The 15,453-nt window shown below is 58.6% G+C and carries 13 protein-coding genes, 2 tRNA genes, 1 rRNA gene and 1 riboswitch; of the genes, 8 read left to right on the forward strand and 8 right to left on the reverse strand.

What is annotated here, in order from left to right; genetic code table 11:
* Window positions 1-196 precede the first annotated feature (196 nt).
* From DMP07_RS08270 to DMP07_RS08285, 4 genes are all read right to left on the reverse strand, one after another.
* A complete protein-coding gene (locus DMP07_RS08270) occupies window positions 197-931 on the reverse strand; it encodes an ABC transporter permease (protein WP_161957063.1) in 735 nt (244 codons plus the stop codon).
* Window positions 931-1,629 (reverse strand): ATP-binding cassette domain-containing protein, encoded by a 699-nt coding sequence (locus DMP07_RS08275; RefSeq protein ID WP_161957064.1) that lies wholly within the window; start codon window positions 1,627-1,629, stop codon window positions 931-933. The genes DMP07_RS08270 and DMP07_RS08275 overlap by 1 nt, the downstream gene beginning before the upstream one ends.
* Before the next feature lie 97 nt (window positions 1,630-1,726).
* Window positions 1,727-2,101 carry a helix-turn-helix domain-containing protein gene (locus DMP07_RS08280; RefSeq protein WP_123198674.1) on the reverse strand — a complete coding sequence of 125 codons (375 nt, stop codon included), beginning with the start codon at window positions 2,099-2,101 and terminating at the stop codon, window positions 1,727-1,729.
* Between the two features lie 303 nt (window positions 2,102-2,404).
* The gene (locus tag DMP07_RS08285) at window positions 2,405-2,827 is read right to left on the reverse strand and encodes a YjdF family protein (protein ID WP_123198675.1); all 423 of its coding nucleotides are present in this window, start codon (window positions 2,825-2,827) and stop codon (window positions 2,405-2,407) included.
* Window positions 2,828-3,087: 260 nt separating this feature from the next.
* Here DMP07_RS08285 and DMP07_RS08290 point away from each other — a divergent pair, with 260 nt between their 5' ends.
* A complete protein-coding gene (locus tag DMP07_RS08290; RefSeq protein WP_123198676.1) occupies window positions 3,088-3,555 on the forward strand; it encodes a zinc ribbon domain-containing protein in 468 nt (155 codons plus the stop codon).
* 355 nt (window positions 3,556-3,910) lie between these two features.
* Here the strand turns inward: DMP07_RS08290 and DMP07_RS08295 are convergent.
* The 3 genes from DMP07_RS08295 to DMP07_RS08305 form a co-directional block, all read right to left on the reverse strand.
* Window positions 3,911-3,986: transfer RNA gene (locus tag DMP07_RS08295), tRNA-Arg, on the reverse strand.
* Between the two features lie 104 nt (window positions 3,987-4,090).
* Window positions 4,091-5,107 (reverse strand): FAD:protein FMN transferase, encoded by a 1,017-nt coding sequence (locus DMP07_RS08300; protein WP_244594954.1) that lies wholly within the window; start codon window positions 5,105-5,107, stop codon window positions 4,091-4,093.
* Window positions 5,108-5,190: 83 nt separating this feature from the next.
* Entirely contained in the window at window positions 5,191-6,345 is a 1,155-nt protein-coding gene (locus DMP07_RS08305; protein ID WP_123198677.1) for a M20 metallopeptidase family protein, read from the reverse strand.
* Between the two features lie 121 nt (window positions 6,346-6,466).
* Window positions 6,467-6,637: riboswitch (Lysine riboswitch) on the forward strand.
* A gap of 197 nt (window positions 6,638-6,834) precedes the next feature.
* Here DMP07_RS08305 and DMP07_RS08310 point away from each other — a divergent pair.
* The 4 genes from DMP07_RS08310 to dapD all read left to right on the forward strand — a co-directional run bounded on the left by DMP07_RS08310 (window position 6,835) and on the right by dapD (window position 10,582).
* Window positions 6,835-8,121, forward strand: coding sequence for a diaminopimelate decarboxylase (locus tag DMP07_RS08310; protein WP_123198678.1), 1,287 nt, complete (start codon window positions 6,835-6,837; stop codon window positions 8,119-8,121).
* A gap of 42 nt (window positions 8,122-8,163) precedes the next feature.
* On the forward strand, window positions 8,164-9,057 hold the full coding sequence (dapA, locus tag DMP07_RS08315) for a 4-hydroxy-tetrahydrodipicolinate synthase (RefSeq protein WP_123198679.1): 894 nt from the start codon (window positions 8,164-8,166) through the stop codon (window positions 9,055-9,057).
* Window positions 9,050-9,793 (forward strand): 4-hydroxy-tetrahydrodipicolinate reductase, encoded by a 744-nt coding sequence (gene dapB / locus DMP07_RS08320; RefSeq protein ID WP_244594955.1) that lies wholly within the window; start codon window positions 9,050-9,052, stop codon window positions 9,791-9,793. Before dapA ends, dapB begins: the two co-directional genes overlap by 8 nt.
* 69 nt (window positions 9,794-9,862) lie before the next feature.
* Complete coding sequence (gene dapD / locus DMP07_RS08325; protein WP_123198680.1) at window positions 9,863-10,582, forward strand: 2,3,4,5-tetrahydropyridine-2,6-dicarboxylate N-acetyltransferase; 720 nt, start codon at window positions 9,863-9,865, stop codon at window positions 10,580-10,582.
* A gap of 222 nt (window positions 10,583-10,804) precedes the next feature.
* Here the strand turns inward: dapD and DMP07_RS08330 are convergent, their stop codons facing one another.
* Complete coding sequence (locus DMP07_RS08330) at window positions 10,805-12,460, reverse strand: response regulator transcription factor (protein ID WP_211324553.1); 1,656 nt, start codon at window positions 12,458-12,460, stop codon at window positions 10,805-10,807.
* Window positions 12,461-12,552: 92 nt separating this feature from the next.
* Between DMP07_RS08330 and DMP07_RS08335 the strand changes: the two genes are divergently transcribed.
* The 3 genes from DMP07_RS08335 to DMP07_RS08345 form a co-directional block, all read left to right on the forward strand.
* Window positions 12,553-14,340, forward strand: a complete 1,788-nt coding sequence (locus DMP07_RS08335) for an FAD-binding protein (RefSeq protein WP_123198682.1) — start codon at window positions 12,553-12,555, stop codon at window positions 14,338-14,340.
* Between the two features lie 232 nt (window positions 14,341-14,572).
* Window positions 14,573-14,660 (forward strand) — tRNA-Ser (locus DMP07_RS08340).
* A 669-nt stretch (window positions 14,661-15,329) separates the two neighbouring features.
* Window positions 15,330-15,453: ribosomal RNA gene (locus DMP07_RS08345) — 16S ribosomal RNA — on the forward strand; the annotation flags it as partial.

Consider the following 15,453-nt stretch of genomic DNA (forward strand, 5'->3'; position numbering starts at 1 on the left):
AGCGTCCGCTGTTTTCGAGCATGTCCGGACGCAAGATCGACGCGAAAAGAAAAGCCGGCTCAGAGCGTGCTCTGAGCCAGCAATTGTTCGATGGTGCCCCCGGGCCGATTCGAACGGCCGACACCCGCTTTAGGAGGGGAGATTGTAGCTGGATGCCTGATTTTGGCTCCCCATAGGCGAGGGCTGTTTGTCGGAATCAGCGCTCGATTTTTCGTCCTTTAAGGAAGATGGCGGCCGCAACGGTAGCAAACACGGTGACGCTTGTGGCCGTTGCGAAGACGCCAATGAATGTTGCCGTGAGGGGAGAGCTGTAGTAGGTCAGTGGGTCGAGGGAGGAGGTTGCTATCCTATAGGCGAAGCTTCCAGGGATGATGAAACTCCAGTCGGCTCCAATGAACAGGCACGATGCGAATCCATAGACAACCGCTGCCGCGCTGACGATAAGCTGGTTCCGCGATAAGACCCCGATTAGGAATCCCATTGCCGTTGACGTAATGATGATTGAAAGGGATTCGGCGGCGAAGCCAGGAACGAAGGCGGCGATGACAGGAAAGGATTCAGTTCCTTCAGCTGATAAAATAAGGCAGACAAAAGTAAGCAGCGCAAGTGCAGTGAGGGCCATGAAGGCGGAGACTCCTGCGCAGACAATCGCCTTTGACGCTAGGAGCTTGGTTCGCGGTATCCCATGCGTCACCCAGGTCAGATAGGTGCCGTCGCGCCATTCCTGGCAGACCTTGGAACCCGCTAGCATTACGACCGCCATGGGAAAGAATATGGCGAACTGATTATTGACAAAGAAAATTAGGTCAGAGGCGGATTTTCGTTCTCCTATAAAGGCACCAGCAGCGCCCGTGATAATGGGCAGGAGCGTCAGAGCGAGAATGAAGATGAGGGAGTTGTCCCGCTTGAGCTTGCATATTTCGTTGAACACTAGGCGCACGGTTGCCTTCCTTCCGTGTTGCTAGAAAAGATTTCCTCGTAAAGCCCCTCGAGCGCTGACGCGCTTCCAATGCAGAGAGTGGATGAAACCAGCCTGCCATTCCTGACGAAGACGAGCTCGTCAGAGACCGCGGCAAGTTCTGGTAGGTTGTGGCTTGAGACGATAATGCACCGTTTCGGATGGCGGAGCGAACCGCGTAGAAGAGCCCTGACCTCTTTGATACCGAGGGGGTCAAGCCCGTTGGTCGGTTCGTCGAGGAGGAGGTATCGCGGAGAGCCGAGGCATGCCCGCGCGACGCCGAGCCTTTGGCGCATTCCAAGTGACATTTTAGTCACTAGAACGTCGGCTGAATCGGCTAGCCCGACCTCATCGAGCGCCGTCATGACGTCTGCTCTGTGTATTTTTCGGTAGCGAGCGTAGAGCTCCAAATTCTCGCGGGCGGTTAGGCGAGGATAGAATGCGGGGTATTCTATTAGAGATCCGAACTCCTCGTTCTCGGCGCGACGGCCGTCAGATAGCACCTCGCCCGAGTATGCAGTGAGCCCCAGCATTGTTTTCATCAGGGTGGTTTTGCCCGCTCCATTCGGACCTAAGAGTCCGTATACTTTGCCGTCTTCGAAGTCGAATGAGACGCCGTCGAGCAGCGATTTACCCCCGACTTCAAGACTGACGTTTTTCAATGAAATCATCCAATGCCCTTTCATTTTGCGCAGAAACGTACCCCTCTTCGCGTTGAGGGGTTCATTTCTTTATTCGTTTGAACCGAAAGGCGGGAAGGTGGACTGGCTACCTTACGAAAAACACTCCGTAGGACACAATTGCGGCGAAGAACACCAAGATAACGCAGCCAATGGCCAGAAATGCTTTCCAGGCGCTGCCAAGCATTGCCTTCCCTTTCTCCACGTCCGAATAAATCGAGGAAATGCGTTTTTCCGATTCGTTGAGGACACGCACATCGCCCACGTCAATTCCTCTCACAAGCTCATCGAGGCTCATTTCGTAATAGTCCGATAACAGAACGAGTCTTTGGAAATCAGGATAGGATTGTCCGAGCTCCCACTTCGAAACTGTTTGCCTAGAGACGCCAAGCTCGTAGCCGATTTGCTCCTGGGACAACCCTTTTCTCTTTCTAAGCTCGACGAGTCGATCGTTGAAATTCAAGAAAGCTCCTTTCCTTATTGTTGCGCTGCCGCGCTGGTACGGTGCTATTGAAGCGCGGGGCGGGATGGGACGCCACCAATATAGGTTGGCAATTTGTCAACTAGAAGCGTCATCAGGCGATTTCGCCAGCGAAAGGGGTCAGGGGGGGGTCGCCTTGTTGCGCGGCATGTTCCGCGGGTAAGACGAAAGGGGCAGTGTCTTTTGTTTGAGTGGGTTCCTTTTTTTCTGCCTCAGGAGGCTCATTCCCTTTATCTTCGAGAGGCCTAAAGAGGAAGGCGCTAGGATGACGCGATGGAGGCGGCATCAATGTCCGCGATGCTTGTTCTTGCGCTTGTTCGCTCTCACGGAGCGTTTCCATGCTGAGGCTTCCCTTCTTGCGGCTGCGCTTTCCTTTTGCGCTGCCGCTTTATTCTGTTCGCGCATCTTGGCGATGGCCTGTTGCGCCTTCGTACTGGGTGTCGCTTTCGCGGCAGCAAGCGCGGCTTCGCGTTGTCTGCGCTTGGGGTTACCCGATTCCTTTTTCTGCTCTGTTTTGACCTTAGGGGAGAATCTAAGCTCGCCCCATTTCTCAATGACGAACTGAAGGGCTTGTTCATTCGAGGGCTCTGCGCCGAACACCACATGGGCGGCAGAAAGCTCGCTTCCCTCGATTCTTTCAATCGTGCCGACCCAGAACTGCCCATTGAAATAGATAGTGAAGATGCTCGATGGTCCTTCTCTGTGCATTATCCGTGCCTCCTCGAACGCGCAAAAAACCAAGCCCTCGTTATGTAGGGCTTCTTGCACGGAGAAGAGACAACCAAGGAGGCAGGTTACGGACGGCGTTCGCGGCGCCGCACCCCGACTACTCAACGGGGCAGTGTTTTTATCTCCGAATGTAATTCTAGCAAAGGGCGGATTGCCTGCGTGGCGCAACGAAGTGTTGCTTGCGCGTTGGTCGCGCCGTTGGATAATTGAATGTGAACGGCAGGAAGAAGGGGGTATCCATGATATTGAAGGACGTCCTTTCCACGCTTCGTCGCGAGCGTGGACTGACTCAAGAGCAGCTTGCGAAAAGGCTCTTCATCACCCGTCAAGCAGTAAGCCGCTGGGAGACCGGCGAGACGGCTCCCGGAATCGATATGATTAAGCTTATTGCCCGTGAGCTTGACGTCCCAGTGACGCAGCTCCTCGAGATGCCTGATCATTATTGCCAAAGCTGCGGCATGATGTTTACGGGGCCTGATCAGCTCGGCCATAAGTCCGATGGCGCGGAGACGCAGGATTATTGTCGCTGGTGCTACGAAGGTGGTTCTTACGTTTGCGAAATGACCATGGATGACATGATTGAGGAGTGCGCCCCGCGTATGGCCGATGCCATGGGTTGGAGTGTTGACGAGAGCGCCTCGCTCCTCGGTGCGGTGCTGCCGACGCTCGAGCGATGGAAGGAGCAAGGCTCGAATCGACAGGAGTGAAGGGGCCCTTATTTAGCGGGCCGGCTTTGGTTTTGAAGCGACGGCGTTTATTTCGTGCAGAGTGCTTTGACTCGCTGCAGATGCCCCCTTTTTTCTTCTCATGCTGCATTTTGACGGCTGGTGTTTGGGATTCTCTTCCCGTTGACTTTTCAACGTTTTACGGTCGAGACTTAGAATGTGGGGCCATCTGGTTATGGAAGGTATTGAAAACCGGTCGTTTCGTGCAATCCCCTTTTCTTCAAGATTTCTCCATAGAAGAACTTTTCACTCGAATTTCACCTGCTTGACATCGCCCGTGAGGGGCTCAAAAAAGAAAAGCTGGTCAAAAGCAAGCTTCTGACCAGCGGTTATTCGATGGTGCCCCCGGGCCGATTCGAACGGCCGACACCCGCTTTAGGAGAGCGGTGCTCTATCCCCTGAGCTACGGAGGCGTATGCAAAAATCTATTCTACCATTGCATGGGTGGATGCGCTCCCGGTGCGATGAATTTCCTTGATATTCGTCTTTCGCCGCGTCGATGCCCCGTTTTCGGCGTCTACGCCGGCCGCGAAGGCTGCTCGATCGCGACGACCCTTCCTTCGTCGTCGGCCAAATACGCCGCCATGATAGAGGGGTGTTCGCGGACGAAGCGGACGGCCCGTTCTTTTCCCAGCGCGAGCAGCGTGGTCGAATACCCTTCCGCATCGAGCGACGTGCGTGCGACGACGGTTGCTCCTGCGATGTCGGTCTGCACGGGAAAACCCGTTTCGGGGTCGAGGATGTGGTGGTACGTCGTGCCGCCGCGCTCGAACGAGCGCTCGTAGGTGCCGCTCGTGACGGCCGATGCGTCCATGAGCGGCACGGCGCCGAGGATCTTGCCGCTCTCGCGCGTTTCGCGCGGGTCTTGCAGGCCGATTTTCCACGGATTGCCGTCGGGCTTCATACCATGGGCGAGCACATTGCCACCCAGATTCACGATGAAGGAATGCACGCCTGCCTGAAGAAGAATGGCTCCGACCGCATCGGCTATATAGCCCTTAGCGGTCCCGCCCACGTCGACCGAGGAGTCGGGGTCGTCGAGCCGAATGCGGTAGCGCGCCTTGCCGTCGTATTCGCTTTCGGCTTCGTCGAATTCGATGCCGCGCCAATCCACATGGCGAAGCGCGGCTTTCAGCTTCGCTTCGTCGGCGATGATGCCGCGATGGAAATCCCACAGGCGTACGGCGGACCCCATGGTGATGTCGAATACGCCGCCGCTTTCGGCGCAGTAGCGAACCGACGCCGTCAGCAGATCGAATGTTTCACGTGAAACATCGACCCATGCTCCGCGCGCGTCGTTGATCCTCGAAATGTCGGAGCGGGGAAGCGTGCGGCTGAATAGTCGTTCGAACCTGCGACACGCGTTGAGTGTTCGCTGAAACGCTTCGCGGCAGGCGTCTTCTTCGGCGAACGCTTGCAGGCTGACCACCGTATTGAATGCGTAGAACATCGCCGCGCATTGCCCCGATGCGTCAGGGCCTCGGAAGTCGAATGCGTCTTCGAGGGGGATAGGATCTGCGGCTTGCGCGGTCACGGTCGGTTCCTTTCTTATGCATACGGCTCAGGCGGCGTTTGCGCGGTGTTCGGCGTTCGAGGCGCACGGAGCATCGGCTTCGCCTACGGAATGCGCACCAGCTTTTTGTACGTTTCCAACCCCGCCGCAAGTATGCGCTCGTCGAAATCGAACGTGTCGGCGTGCAGGGGAATGCCCGTTCCCGTTCCCAGAAGCAGGAACACGCCCGGCAGATGGCGCTGGTAGAAGGCGAAATCCTCGCCGATCAGCAGCGGTTCGGGCAGCTCGTGCAAATCGGGCAGCGCCGCACGCGCTAAGTCGAAGAGGGCTTCATCGTTGACCACGGGGGGATAGCCTTCGCTGAAATGAACGGTGCAGGTGCAGCCCGCTTCGGCGGCGCGGCTTTCGGCGAGTTCGGCCAAATGCTGCTTGGCCGTTACGGTCATGGTATCTGAATAGGTGCGCAGGCTGCCTTCGATGTGCGTGTGCGAGGAAATGACGTTGCGCGCCTGTCCGCTTTGCAAAAGGCCGAACTTGAGCAGGCACGGCTCGGCTTTCGCCTGCTCGGCCATGTAACCGTAGGCGTCCAACACGAATCGCATGCCGGCCTCGAGGGAGTCGGCGCCGTCGGCCGCCTTGGCGATGTGGGTCGCCTTGCCGTGGAAATCGAAGGTCGATTCGCTCGTCGCGGCAAGCAACGGACCGGGACGGCTCGCCACTTCGCCCATCGCGAGATCGGGCCACAGATGGAAGCCGAATATGCGGTCGACGCCATAGCGCTCGAACACGCCCGATTCGCAGATGAAACGCGCGCCGCCCGTGGTTTCTTCGGCCGGCTGGAATACCAGAAGAACGCTGCGGGGCAGCTCGTCGAACGATTCCGCAAGATGGTGAGCCAGGCCGAGCACCATGGCCATGTGGCCGTCGTGGCCGCAGGCGTGCATATGACCCTGATGGCATGAGGCGTATTCCGCGCCCGACTTCTCGGTCACGGGGAGGGCGTCCATGTCGGATCGCACGGCCGTGGCATGCTCGCTTTTGCGGTCGAAGAACATGCAGAGCGAGCTTTTGCAGGGCGAAAAGACCGTGCAGGCGTCTTTTCCGTATCGCGCGGTCACGTCATCGCACAGGGCCTCCAGCTCGCCGCACACGTAGCGAAGCGTTTCGGGCAGATCGAAGTCCAGCTCGGGGATGCGATGCAGGTCGCGACGCAGGCGCGTGAGGAGTGCGAGTTCGTCGGCGGGAGAAGCGGTGGTCATGGCGGTCCTTCCTGCGGCCGCGTGAGCGGCGCGATTTCGTATTTATTGGTGCAGCATATACGCATTTTTGCAAGCCGGGGCGATTTTTCTTGACTATCGCACACTAAAGCGATAATTTCATACCTACGATAGAGGCGCGGACAAGATGAACTTTGGCAGAGCCGGCAGGCGTTCGATGCCAAAGGGAGGTGCGTACCGCCGAACTCGGGTGCCAGGCGTGGCATTCGGGTGGGCCTGCGGGGAATACCCTCAGGACTGTCCGCGGCAATGCCGCGGGTGCGCTATCTTGCTGATATGCATACGGTTTCGTATCGCCAGTGAGGCAGCGCCTTGCTGGCGATTTTCATATCGGCAAGCAGGCGCCCTTCTATCCAGTATGTTTCGGTGCGATCCGCGGGTCATTCGTGGCGCCCGCTTTCGCCCGTTGCATGCGCCCCACGCCCGACGCGCCCCCGAGGCGCAGTGTTGCAGCGAGAAAGGTGCGCCTTCATGGAGAAGAGGCCGTTTGCTACCAAAGACCAGCTCGAGGCCATAGCCGAGCAGTTCCCCACGCCGTTCCATCTGTATGACGAGGCGGGAATCCGTCGCAATATGGAAGCCCTGCGCGACGCGTTTTCGTGGAACGAAGGCTACAAAGAGTATTTCGCGGTGAAGGCCACGCCGAATCCGTTCCTCATCAAGATCTTGCAGGAATACGGCTGCGGCTGCGATTGCTCGTCGTACACCGAACTCATGTTGTCGGACGCATGCGGCGTACGCGGCCATGACATCATGTTTTCTTCGAACGAAACCCCCGCGGCCGATTATGTGCTGGCCGATAAGCTCGGCGCGATCATCAACCTCGACGACATCACGCATATCGATTTCCTCGAGCAGACTATCGGTTCCATCCCCGAAACGATCAGCTGCCGCTACAATCCCGGCGGCCTGTTCGAAATCAGCAACGGCATCATGGACAACCCTGGCGACGCCAAGTACGGCATGACCACCGAGCAGCTCTACGAGGCGTTTCGCATTCTGAAGCAGAAGGGTGCCAAGCATTTCGGCATCCACGCGTTCCTTTGCAGCAACACCGTGACTAACGATTACTACCCCAAGCTTGCAGAGGTCCTGTTCAAGCTCGCGGTCGATCTGCAGCGCGAAACGGGCGCGCACATTTCGTTCATCAACCTGTCGGGCGGCATCGGCATTCCGTACGAGTCCGGCCAGGAGCCCAATGACATCCGCGTCATCGGCGAAGGCGTTCGCCGCGTGTACGAGGACGTCCTGGTTCCTGCGGGCATGGGCGATGTGGCGCTGTACACCGAGCTCGGCCGCTTCATGCTGGGCCCTTACGGCTGCCTTGTCACGCGCGCCATCCACGAGAAGCATACTCACAAGGATTACGTCGGCGTGGATGCCTGCGCGGTGAACTTGATGCGTCCCGCGATTTACGGCGCCTATCACCACATCACGGTGGCGGGCAAGGAAGACGTGCCGTGCGACCACGTGTACGACGTGGTGGGAGGCCTGTGCGAGAACAGCGATAAATTCGCCGTCGACCGCGCGCTTCCCGAGGTCGTTCCTGGCGACCTTCTGGTCATCCACGACACGGGCGCCCATGGCCACTCTATGGGATACAACTATAACGGCAAGCTGCGCTCCGCCGAGGTGCTGCTGCGTGAAGACGGAAGCGCACAGCTCATTCGCCGCGCCGAGACGCCGGCGGATTATTTCGCCACGCTCGATTGTTTCGACGATTACTCCTATCTGGCTCACAAGCCCGAACGGATCTAAATACGGCACAGCGAAAGGATCGCTCTTTCGAAAGGAACGGATATGGCTGATCTGAAGAACCTCAAAGGCTCGATCGTGGCGCTTGTCACGCCCTTTGCCGCCGATGGCAGCGTCGATTTCGACGCGCTCGGCCGCCTGATTGACTTCCATTTGGAAAATGAAACGGATGCGCTGCTCATTCTGGGCACGACGGGCGAATCGTCGACGATGTCGCACGAAGAAGACGACGCGGTGTGCGAGTTCACGGTGAAGCGCGTCGCCGGCCGCATTCCCGTCATCGCGGGCAGCGGCTCCAACTCTACGCAGACCATGGTCGAAAAGAGCCTGAGCTATCAGCGCATCGGCGTCGACGGCCTGTTGCTCATCACCCCGTACTACAACAAGAGCAACGAAGAGGGCATCTACCGTCACTTCACCGCCGTGCTCGATGCGGTGGACATCCCGTGCATCCTGTACAACGTGCCTGGCCGCACCGGATGCTCCATTTCCGAACGCAACGTCGAACGCCTGGCCAAGCATCCCAATGCCCTCGGCATCAAGGAGGCGTCCGGCAATATGTCGTATGCCGCCCGCATCGCGCGCTACGTGAACGAGGATTTCCTTATGTTCTCGGGCAATGACGACATCGTGCTGCCCATGATGGCCCTCGGTGCAAGCGGCGTCATTTCGGTGTGGGCCAACGTCATGCCCCTCGAAGTGCATCGTATGGTCTGGGATTATCTCGAAGGCAACCATGATGCGGCGCTCGCCGAGCAGCTGCGCTGCATGGATTTGATCGACGCGCTGTTCTGCGAGGTCAATCCCATTCCCGTGAAGGGCGCGCTCGAAATGATGGGCTATGGCAAGGCCGAGTACCGCCAGCCGCTGTGCGAGCTGAGCGAAGCGGGCCGCGCGCGCGTCGAAGGAGCTATGAGAGGAGTTGGTCTGATTGGCTAACGAACAGGAAACCGGGCAGCAGATCGGCGTCTTCGTCATCGGAGACGGCCGTATGGGCACGATTATCCGCGAGCTCGTCGAGGCCGATAGCAGCCTGAAGCTCGTCGGTATCGTGGGCGCGGATACGAAAGAAAATCTGCGCGATGCGGCCGCCGCCGACGTGGCCATCGACTTCTCCCACAAAGACATGCTCCCGCTTGTCGAGGCGTACGTCGCGCGCACCGGCGCGGCGCTGGTGAGCGGCGTGACGGGCTATTCGGATGAAGAACTCTCGCGCGTGAAGGCGCTGGGCCGCGGCGCGGCGGTCATCCATAGCGCCAACTATTCGCTCGGCGTCGCGGTGCTGCGCCGTTTGGCTACCCAGGCCGCCGAGGCTCTCGCCGAGTTCGACATCGAAATCACCGAGACGCATCACAACCAGAAGGCCGACGCCCCGAGCGGCACGGCGAAGCTGTTGCTCGATGCCGTGAATCCCGAAGGCGCGTACGAGCCGGTGTATGGTCGCGAGGGCATGTGCGGCAAGCGCGACCCGCGCGAAATCGGCGTCCATGCGCTGCGCGGCGGCACGGTTGCCGGCACGCACACCGTGCATTTCTTCGGTCCCGACGAAGAGGTCGAGCTGACCCATCGTGCCACGAGCCGTCGCATTTTCGCCACGGGTGCCGTTGCTGCGGCGAAAAAACTCGTCGCTCGCGAGCCTGGGTTCTACACATTCGACGAGCTGATGTTCGCATAGCATGGAAGTAGGCCGGCTTCGCGCCGGCATGCGCCGCCCCGCGGCCCATTCACGAAAAGGAGAACCTTCATGAACGCAGAGGAAATCATCAATTTCATCGCCACCGCCGAGAAGAAGACGCCCGTGAAGCTGTACGTGCGCGAAAAGCCCGGCCAGAAGATCGACTATGCCGCCCATTGCGAAAAGGGCGCCGTCAAGGTGTTCGGCAGCCGCAAGGGCAAGGTCGTGTTCGGCGACTGGGCCGATCTTGCTCCGGTGCTCGAGGAGAACGTCGAGCGAATCGATTACTACGAGGTCGAAAACGACTGCCGCAATTCTGCCGTGCCGCTGCTCGACAAGAAGGGCATCAATGCGCGAATCGAGCCCGGCGCGATTATCCGCGACCAGGTTGAAATCGGTGACAACGCGGTCATTATGATGGGTGCCGTCATCAATATCGGCGCCGTGATCGGCGAGGGCACCATGATCGATATGGGCTGCGTCCTGGGCGGCCGCGCCACCGTGGGCAAACATTGCCACATCGGCGCAGGCACCGTGCTCGCCGGCGTGGTCGAGCCTGCCAGCGCCACGCCCGTCATCGTCGAGGACAATGTCATGATGGGCGCCAACGCCGTCGTACTCGAGGGCGTTCGCGTGGGCGAGGGCGCCGTTGTCGCCGCCGGCGCCGTGGTGGTCAACGACGTTCCCGCCGGCGCCGTGGTGGCCGGCGTTCCCGCGAAAGTCATCAAGATGAAGGACGAGAAGACCGAAGGCAAGACCGCCCTCGTGGATGCACTGCGCACGCTCTAGAGCTTTATGTCGATATCATTTTGCGGACGAAGGGCCTCGCTCATGCGGGGCCCTTCGTCCGCTGTGGGATAAGGCCTTGCTCTGTTCGCAACGTAAGGCCGCTCGACTTTGCGTGTCGGCATCATGCTCTTCGTGCGGGCTTCAGCCGTCTGGGTAATCGCAATCGGCGAAACCGGATTGAAAGCAGGCGGCGCCTGTAGGGGCGGGGAACGGAAATCGACGCTACTCGCCTGGAGTTTCCTTTTCGTAAAGCGAAATCGTCTCGTCGCGATTGTGCGTGTCGCATTTGCGATAAATGCTGCGAAGGTGCGACTTCACCGTCGATTCGCTGATGAAGAGGGCGTTCTCGATGTACTTCATGCCCCTTCCCGCTATCCAGAGCTCAAGGACGTCGCGCTCACGGGGCGATATGTCATACGATGCGGCAAAGGCGTCCATTCGCTTGTCGAGCTCGTCTCCCATTGCGGGGCGTGCTTTCGGTTCTTGATTTTTGGAGCCCTGACCGGCGTCGGCTTTTTGCGATGCAGCGATAGGGTCTGTCTTCGAGCCCTGTTTGTCGGTTGCTGCATCGGCCCTGTCTTCGTCCTCGAAATCGACTTCGAGGATCAGATGTCCTTCGCTGAATGCGAAACTCACGGCTAGCAGTATGGCCACGATGGCCACGGCGAAGAACAAATGACCTTGGGCGGCAAAAAGCGGCGTGACGACTTGGCCGAGCGTATTGCCTGTGCATTCTGCTATCCAGCCGATTGCGAATACGAGATGGGGTTTTACGGGGGTCTTTTTGGCCCAGAGAGCAAGAACGGTCCAGGTTATCACCTCGGCTGCCAAATTCGCATAGAACACGAGCGCTGCGGTGATGCCTGTCGAAGATGCAAGAAGGAACACGAAGCCCGCGAAGCAGGATAGAAGGATCTTGTAGAAGATGGACGGGTCTATGCGTTTTTTGACCAGCAGGGCGCTGCCGATGAAGAACGCGGTAATCGAAAGAGGGACAAGCAGCGAAATCAGCGTAACGGAGGAGTTGAACTGCTCGAATTCGGGGGCGAGGGTCGCGATGGAGCGGACTATGAAGAAGGTCACCGCCAGGCCGAGCAAAGTACGAGCGGGAATGGCGGCGGCTATCACCTCGCGCATCGTGCGAGAGGCGTCATTTTCCGAACCGCCATCGCGCATTTTCGGAAGCAACATCATGGAGAGCAGCGGTAGTAGCGAAGACGCGGTGCTTGCGATCGCGGCGGGGCAGGAGAGGATGGCCCAGCAGGTGATGGCGGCGATGCTGAGCGCGCAACCCGTCGTGACGATGGTCGTCCGAGGCTGGAGGTCGGCAAAGGTGTCGAACCACGACATGATTACCACGATTGCGAAAAATCCAGATAAAGCAAGTCCCCCTAAACGAAGGGCTTCAGCGGCAGCGAATGCCGGGTGGGTGTACAGAAGGGTTCCCACGGCCATAAGGACGCTTGCCGTGACGACGAAGGGGGTCTTGCCCGAAATCGAAGGGAAGGTCCTGAGGAAGACGATGCTGCTTAGGCAGGCTACCAGGCCCGGAAGCATGGACATCGGTGCGGCGTAGATGTCGCTCGGCGACCCGAAGGCCTGCGAGAACAGCAGGACGATCGCCCAGGCGCATACGCATGCATAGCCGACCGCGAAGCAGGCGTGGGTGGGAATGAAGGCTATTTCGCGCGACTCGATCAAAATTCCTCCTGGAGTGACGTTCGATGCATTATCGCATAGTGGCTGCATACCAAACGGAAGATTCGACCATGATGGTTGATGTGTTCTTGGAATCATGAGCGCATGAGCAGGGATTTTAATCGTCGGTCGACCTTTTCGACCATGACGGTGGGTGTATGCCGGTTGGTTTTCGAACACAATGCGGGGCATCGGTTCGAATGGCTCCGCCCCCCTCTTAATAGCGGTGCCGTTCCGGGCCGACGCTATAGGAGAGAATGGGAGGGAATGCCATGTTCAATGAGATCGAGGGAATCAGTCGTCGTAACTTTTTGTCCGGTGCTGCCGTTATGGGAGCCGCGCTTGCGGGCGTAGCCGGTCTTTCAGGGTGTGCACCGAGCACCGCTTCTTCTAAGGATAAGGCTGCCGCATCGCCCGAATCGTCTCCGACCACCGTCGGATACGATGGAACGGGCGCATTGCCTTGGTTGGGAGAAAAACCCGAGATCACTGATGCTGACGTGGCCGAAAGCATCGATGCGGATGTCGTCGTCGTGGGCCTTGGTTGCGCGGGCGTCCCTGCCGCACGTGCCGCCGCAGAGGCCGGCGCCAAGGTCGTATGTCTGGAAGCGTCATCTAAACTGAATAGCGCGGCGAGCGACATGGCCATCTTCGGTGGCCAGACGCAGGCGCAGTGGGGCCGCGGCGATGGCTTCCTCGACAAGAAGATGGTCGTCAACATGCACATGGAAGAGTGCAGCCACCATGCGAATTACGGCATCATCAGCCGATATTATGACGAGTCGGGTGCGGCTCTCGACTGGTTCCTTGAGCCGAGCGACGTGTATATCGCGGAAGAGAGCTATGCTGAGATTCCGGAAGAAGGCCAGAAGAACTACCTGTATCCCTACATGTATCCGATGCCCGAAACCTACGATTACACGCAGGAAGACCTGCCCTGCTATCCTACTTCTGTGGGCTTCAGCAGTCTTGCTACCGTGATGGCAGATAACCTTCAGGCGGCCGTAGATGCGGGTGCCGAGGTTCGTTATAAGACCAAGGGAGTCGAGCTGATTCAGGATGAGAGCGGGGCAATAGTCGGCATATACGCGCAAGAGACCGGCTCGGAGAAGTACATTAAAATCAATGCTAAGAGCGTTGTACTTGCAACGGGCGACTATCTCGGCAACGAAGATATGATGAAGTTCTACGCTCCCGAGTGCATTGAGAACGGTATTCAGATTTTGAGTATCGATACCGACGACGAAGGCAATTACACCAATGTGGGCGAAGGCCACAAGATGGGCGCATGGGCTGGCGCGGCCGTCGAGCAGTGGCATGCTCCCATGATTCACCACATGGGCGGCGGCGCTGGCGCCGACGGTCGTGGCGTGATCGGCAATAACGGATACCTGTGGCTGAATTTGCGCGGTGAGCGCTTCATAAACGAGGATCTTCCAGGGCAGCAGCTTGAAAATCAAGTCGAGCTGCAACCCCAGCGTAAAGCGTATCAGTTCTTCGATTCCGCTTGGCCCGAGCAGCTCGCCTATTTCCCCGCAGCGCATGGCGTCGCATGCTTTTATCGCGATGAGCCCCTGCCTGAATACGCTGCCGCAGGCCTTAAAATCAATGTGCGCACCGATTCCGATATCGAGACGGCCGTCGAAGAGGGGCGTTGCCTGAAGGGCGGCACCATCGATGAGTTGCTGGCTCAAATCGAAGGAATGGATGTAGATGCGGCGAAGGCATCGATCGAACGCTATAACGAATTGGCCAAAAACGGCGAAGACACCGACTTTTTCAAAAGCTCCAAACGCCTTTTCCCGCTGGAGAATGGACCCTTTTATGCGGCAGAGTGCGGCTGTGCGCTGAATCTCGGTAACCTCGGTGGATTCGAGTCCGACAAAGAATGCCGAGTGTACGATAGCGAGCGCAACGTCATCAAAGGCCTGTACGTATGTGGAGCAACGCAGGGCGGTCGATTCAATGTGCAGTACCCCATTTCGTTGAAGGGCTTGAGCGCCGGCATGTGCATGGTTTATGGCAAGATCGCCGGAGAAAACGCCGCAGCTGGAAAGTAAGGGATATATTCGGCGCCGTACCCCCTCCGTTGCCGGCGCATGTTCATACGGGTTTGAGACCCATGCGAAGAGGGCCCTCTGTGCGACAGGGGCCCTCTTCGCGCGTATAGGGAGCGGACTCCTCTCTCTCTCTCTCTCTCTCTCTCTCTCTCCGGGCTTATCGTGCAGGGGGAGACGTTCCTTCCTAAGCGCCTCAAAGGGCGGCCGGATGTGGTATCCTTCAATGCGTTTTGGAGGAATGGCCGAGTGGTTGAAGGCACTTGTCTTGAAAACAAGCAGGGTGAAAGCCCTCGTGGGTTCAAATCCTACTTCCTCCGCCAGATCCTTGCACCCCGCCTCGTTTGTCCGAGGCGGGGTTTTCTTTTATCGCGGCCGTCTTTTCTATATATATGCATTCCGTAGGAGCATGCGCCACGGCCCGTCGCGCATGTCGCCTTCTTCCATGGAGAGAAGGGGGGCGGAGGAGCCGGCCTGCGCGCCGTCATGGCGTGGACGGGGGGAGGGGATCGAAGGCCCCGCCCTCCGCGACAAGGGGAGAATCGAAGGCTCCGCCCGCGACGTCCCTTCGCTGTCTGCATGAAGAGAGACTGAGCCCGAGCCCCGTCCCACCCGTGGCGCCCCTTTTCCGCCTATGTATAAGGAAACGGAGCCCGGGTCCTTTCGCGGCTCGCCTCTACGGGGCCTCTGCCCCGTTTGTGAAGGAATCGTGGAGCGGGAAAAAGGGGCTTGCGCCGTCCGGGGGACGGGCGTAATATACATCCTCGCCGCTTGACGCGGCACCCCCTCGGAGACGAGGCGGGGGACCTTGAAAACCGGATACTGGAATACGGAATTTGAAGAGGACCCGAGAGGGTCCCAGCCAGACGAAGACTTACAAGACACCGAACCCCGGAGGGAGACCTCCCGAGGTCGGTTCCTTTGAAGACGATAACGAAAACGGACCGGATCCAATCTCACAGAACAGAACGCCCCCCTTCAGGGGGCGATTTCGAACGGAGAGTTTGATCCTGGCTCAGGATGAACGCTGGCGGCGTGCCTAACACATGCAAGTCGAACGGTTAAGGCGCCTTCGGGCGCGAATAGAGTGGCGAACGGGTGAGTAACGCGTGGCCA

The organism is Slackia faecicanis, from assembly GCF_003725295.1.
In the GTDB taxonomy this organism is placed as follows: Bacteria; Actinomycetota; Coriobacteriia; order Coriobacteriales; family Eggerthellaceae; genus Slackia; species Slackia faecicanis.

Bases quoted from the DNA above. Each gene is read 5' to 3' on its own strand.
- DMP07_RS08275 (WP_161957064.1), bottom strand. From the start codon at position 1,629: ATGATTTCATTGAAAAACGTCAGTCTTGAAGTCGGGGGTAAATCGCTG.
- DMP07_RS08285 (WP_123198675.1), bottom strand. From the start codon at position 2,827: ATGCACAGAGAAGGACCATCGAGCATCTTCACTATCTATTTCAATGGG.
- DMP07_RS08290 (WP_123198676.1), top strand. From the start codon at position 3,088: ATGATATTGAAGGACGTCCTTTCCACGCTTCGTCGCGAGCGTGGACTG.
- DMP07_RS08305 (WP_123198677.1), bottom strand. From the start codon at position 6,345: ATGACCACCGCTTCTCCCGCCGACGAACTCGCACTCCTCACGCGCCTG.
- DMP07_RS08310 (WP_123198678.1), top strand. From the start codon at position 6,835: ATGGAGAAGAGGCCGTTTGCTACCAAAGACCAGCTCGAGGCCATAGCC.
- dapA (WP_123198679.1), top strand. From the start codon at position 8,164: ATGGCTGATCTGAAGAACCTCAAAGGCTCGATCGTGGCGCTTGTCACG.
- dapD (WP_123198680.1), top strand. From the start codon at position 9,863: ATGAACGCAGAGGAAATCATCAATTTCATCGCCACCGCCGAGAAGAAG.
- DMP07_RS08335 (WP_123198682.1), top strand. From the start codon at position 12,553: ATGTTCAATGAGATCGAGGGAATCAGTCGTCGTAACTTTTTGTCCGGT.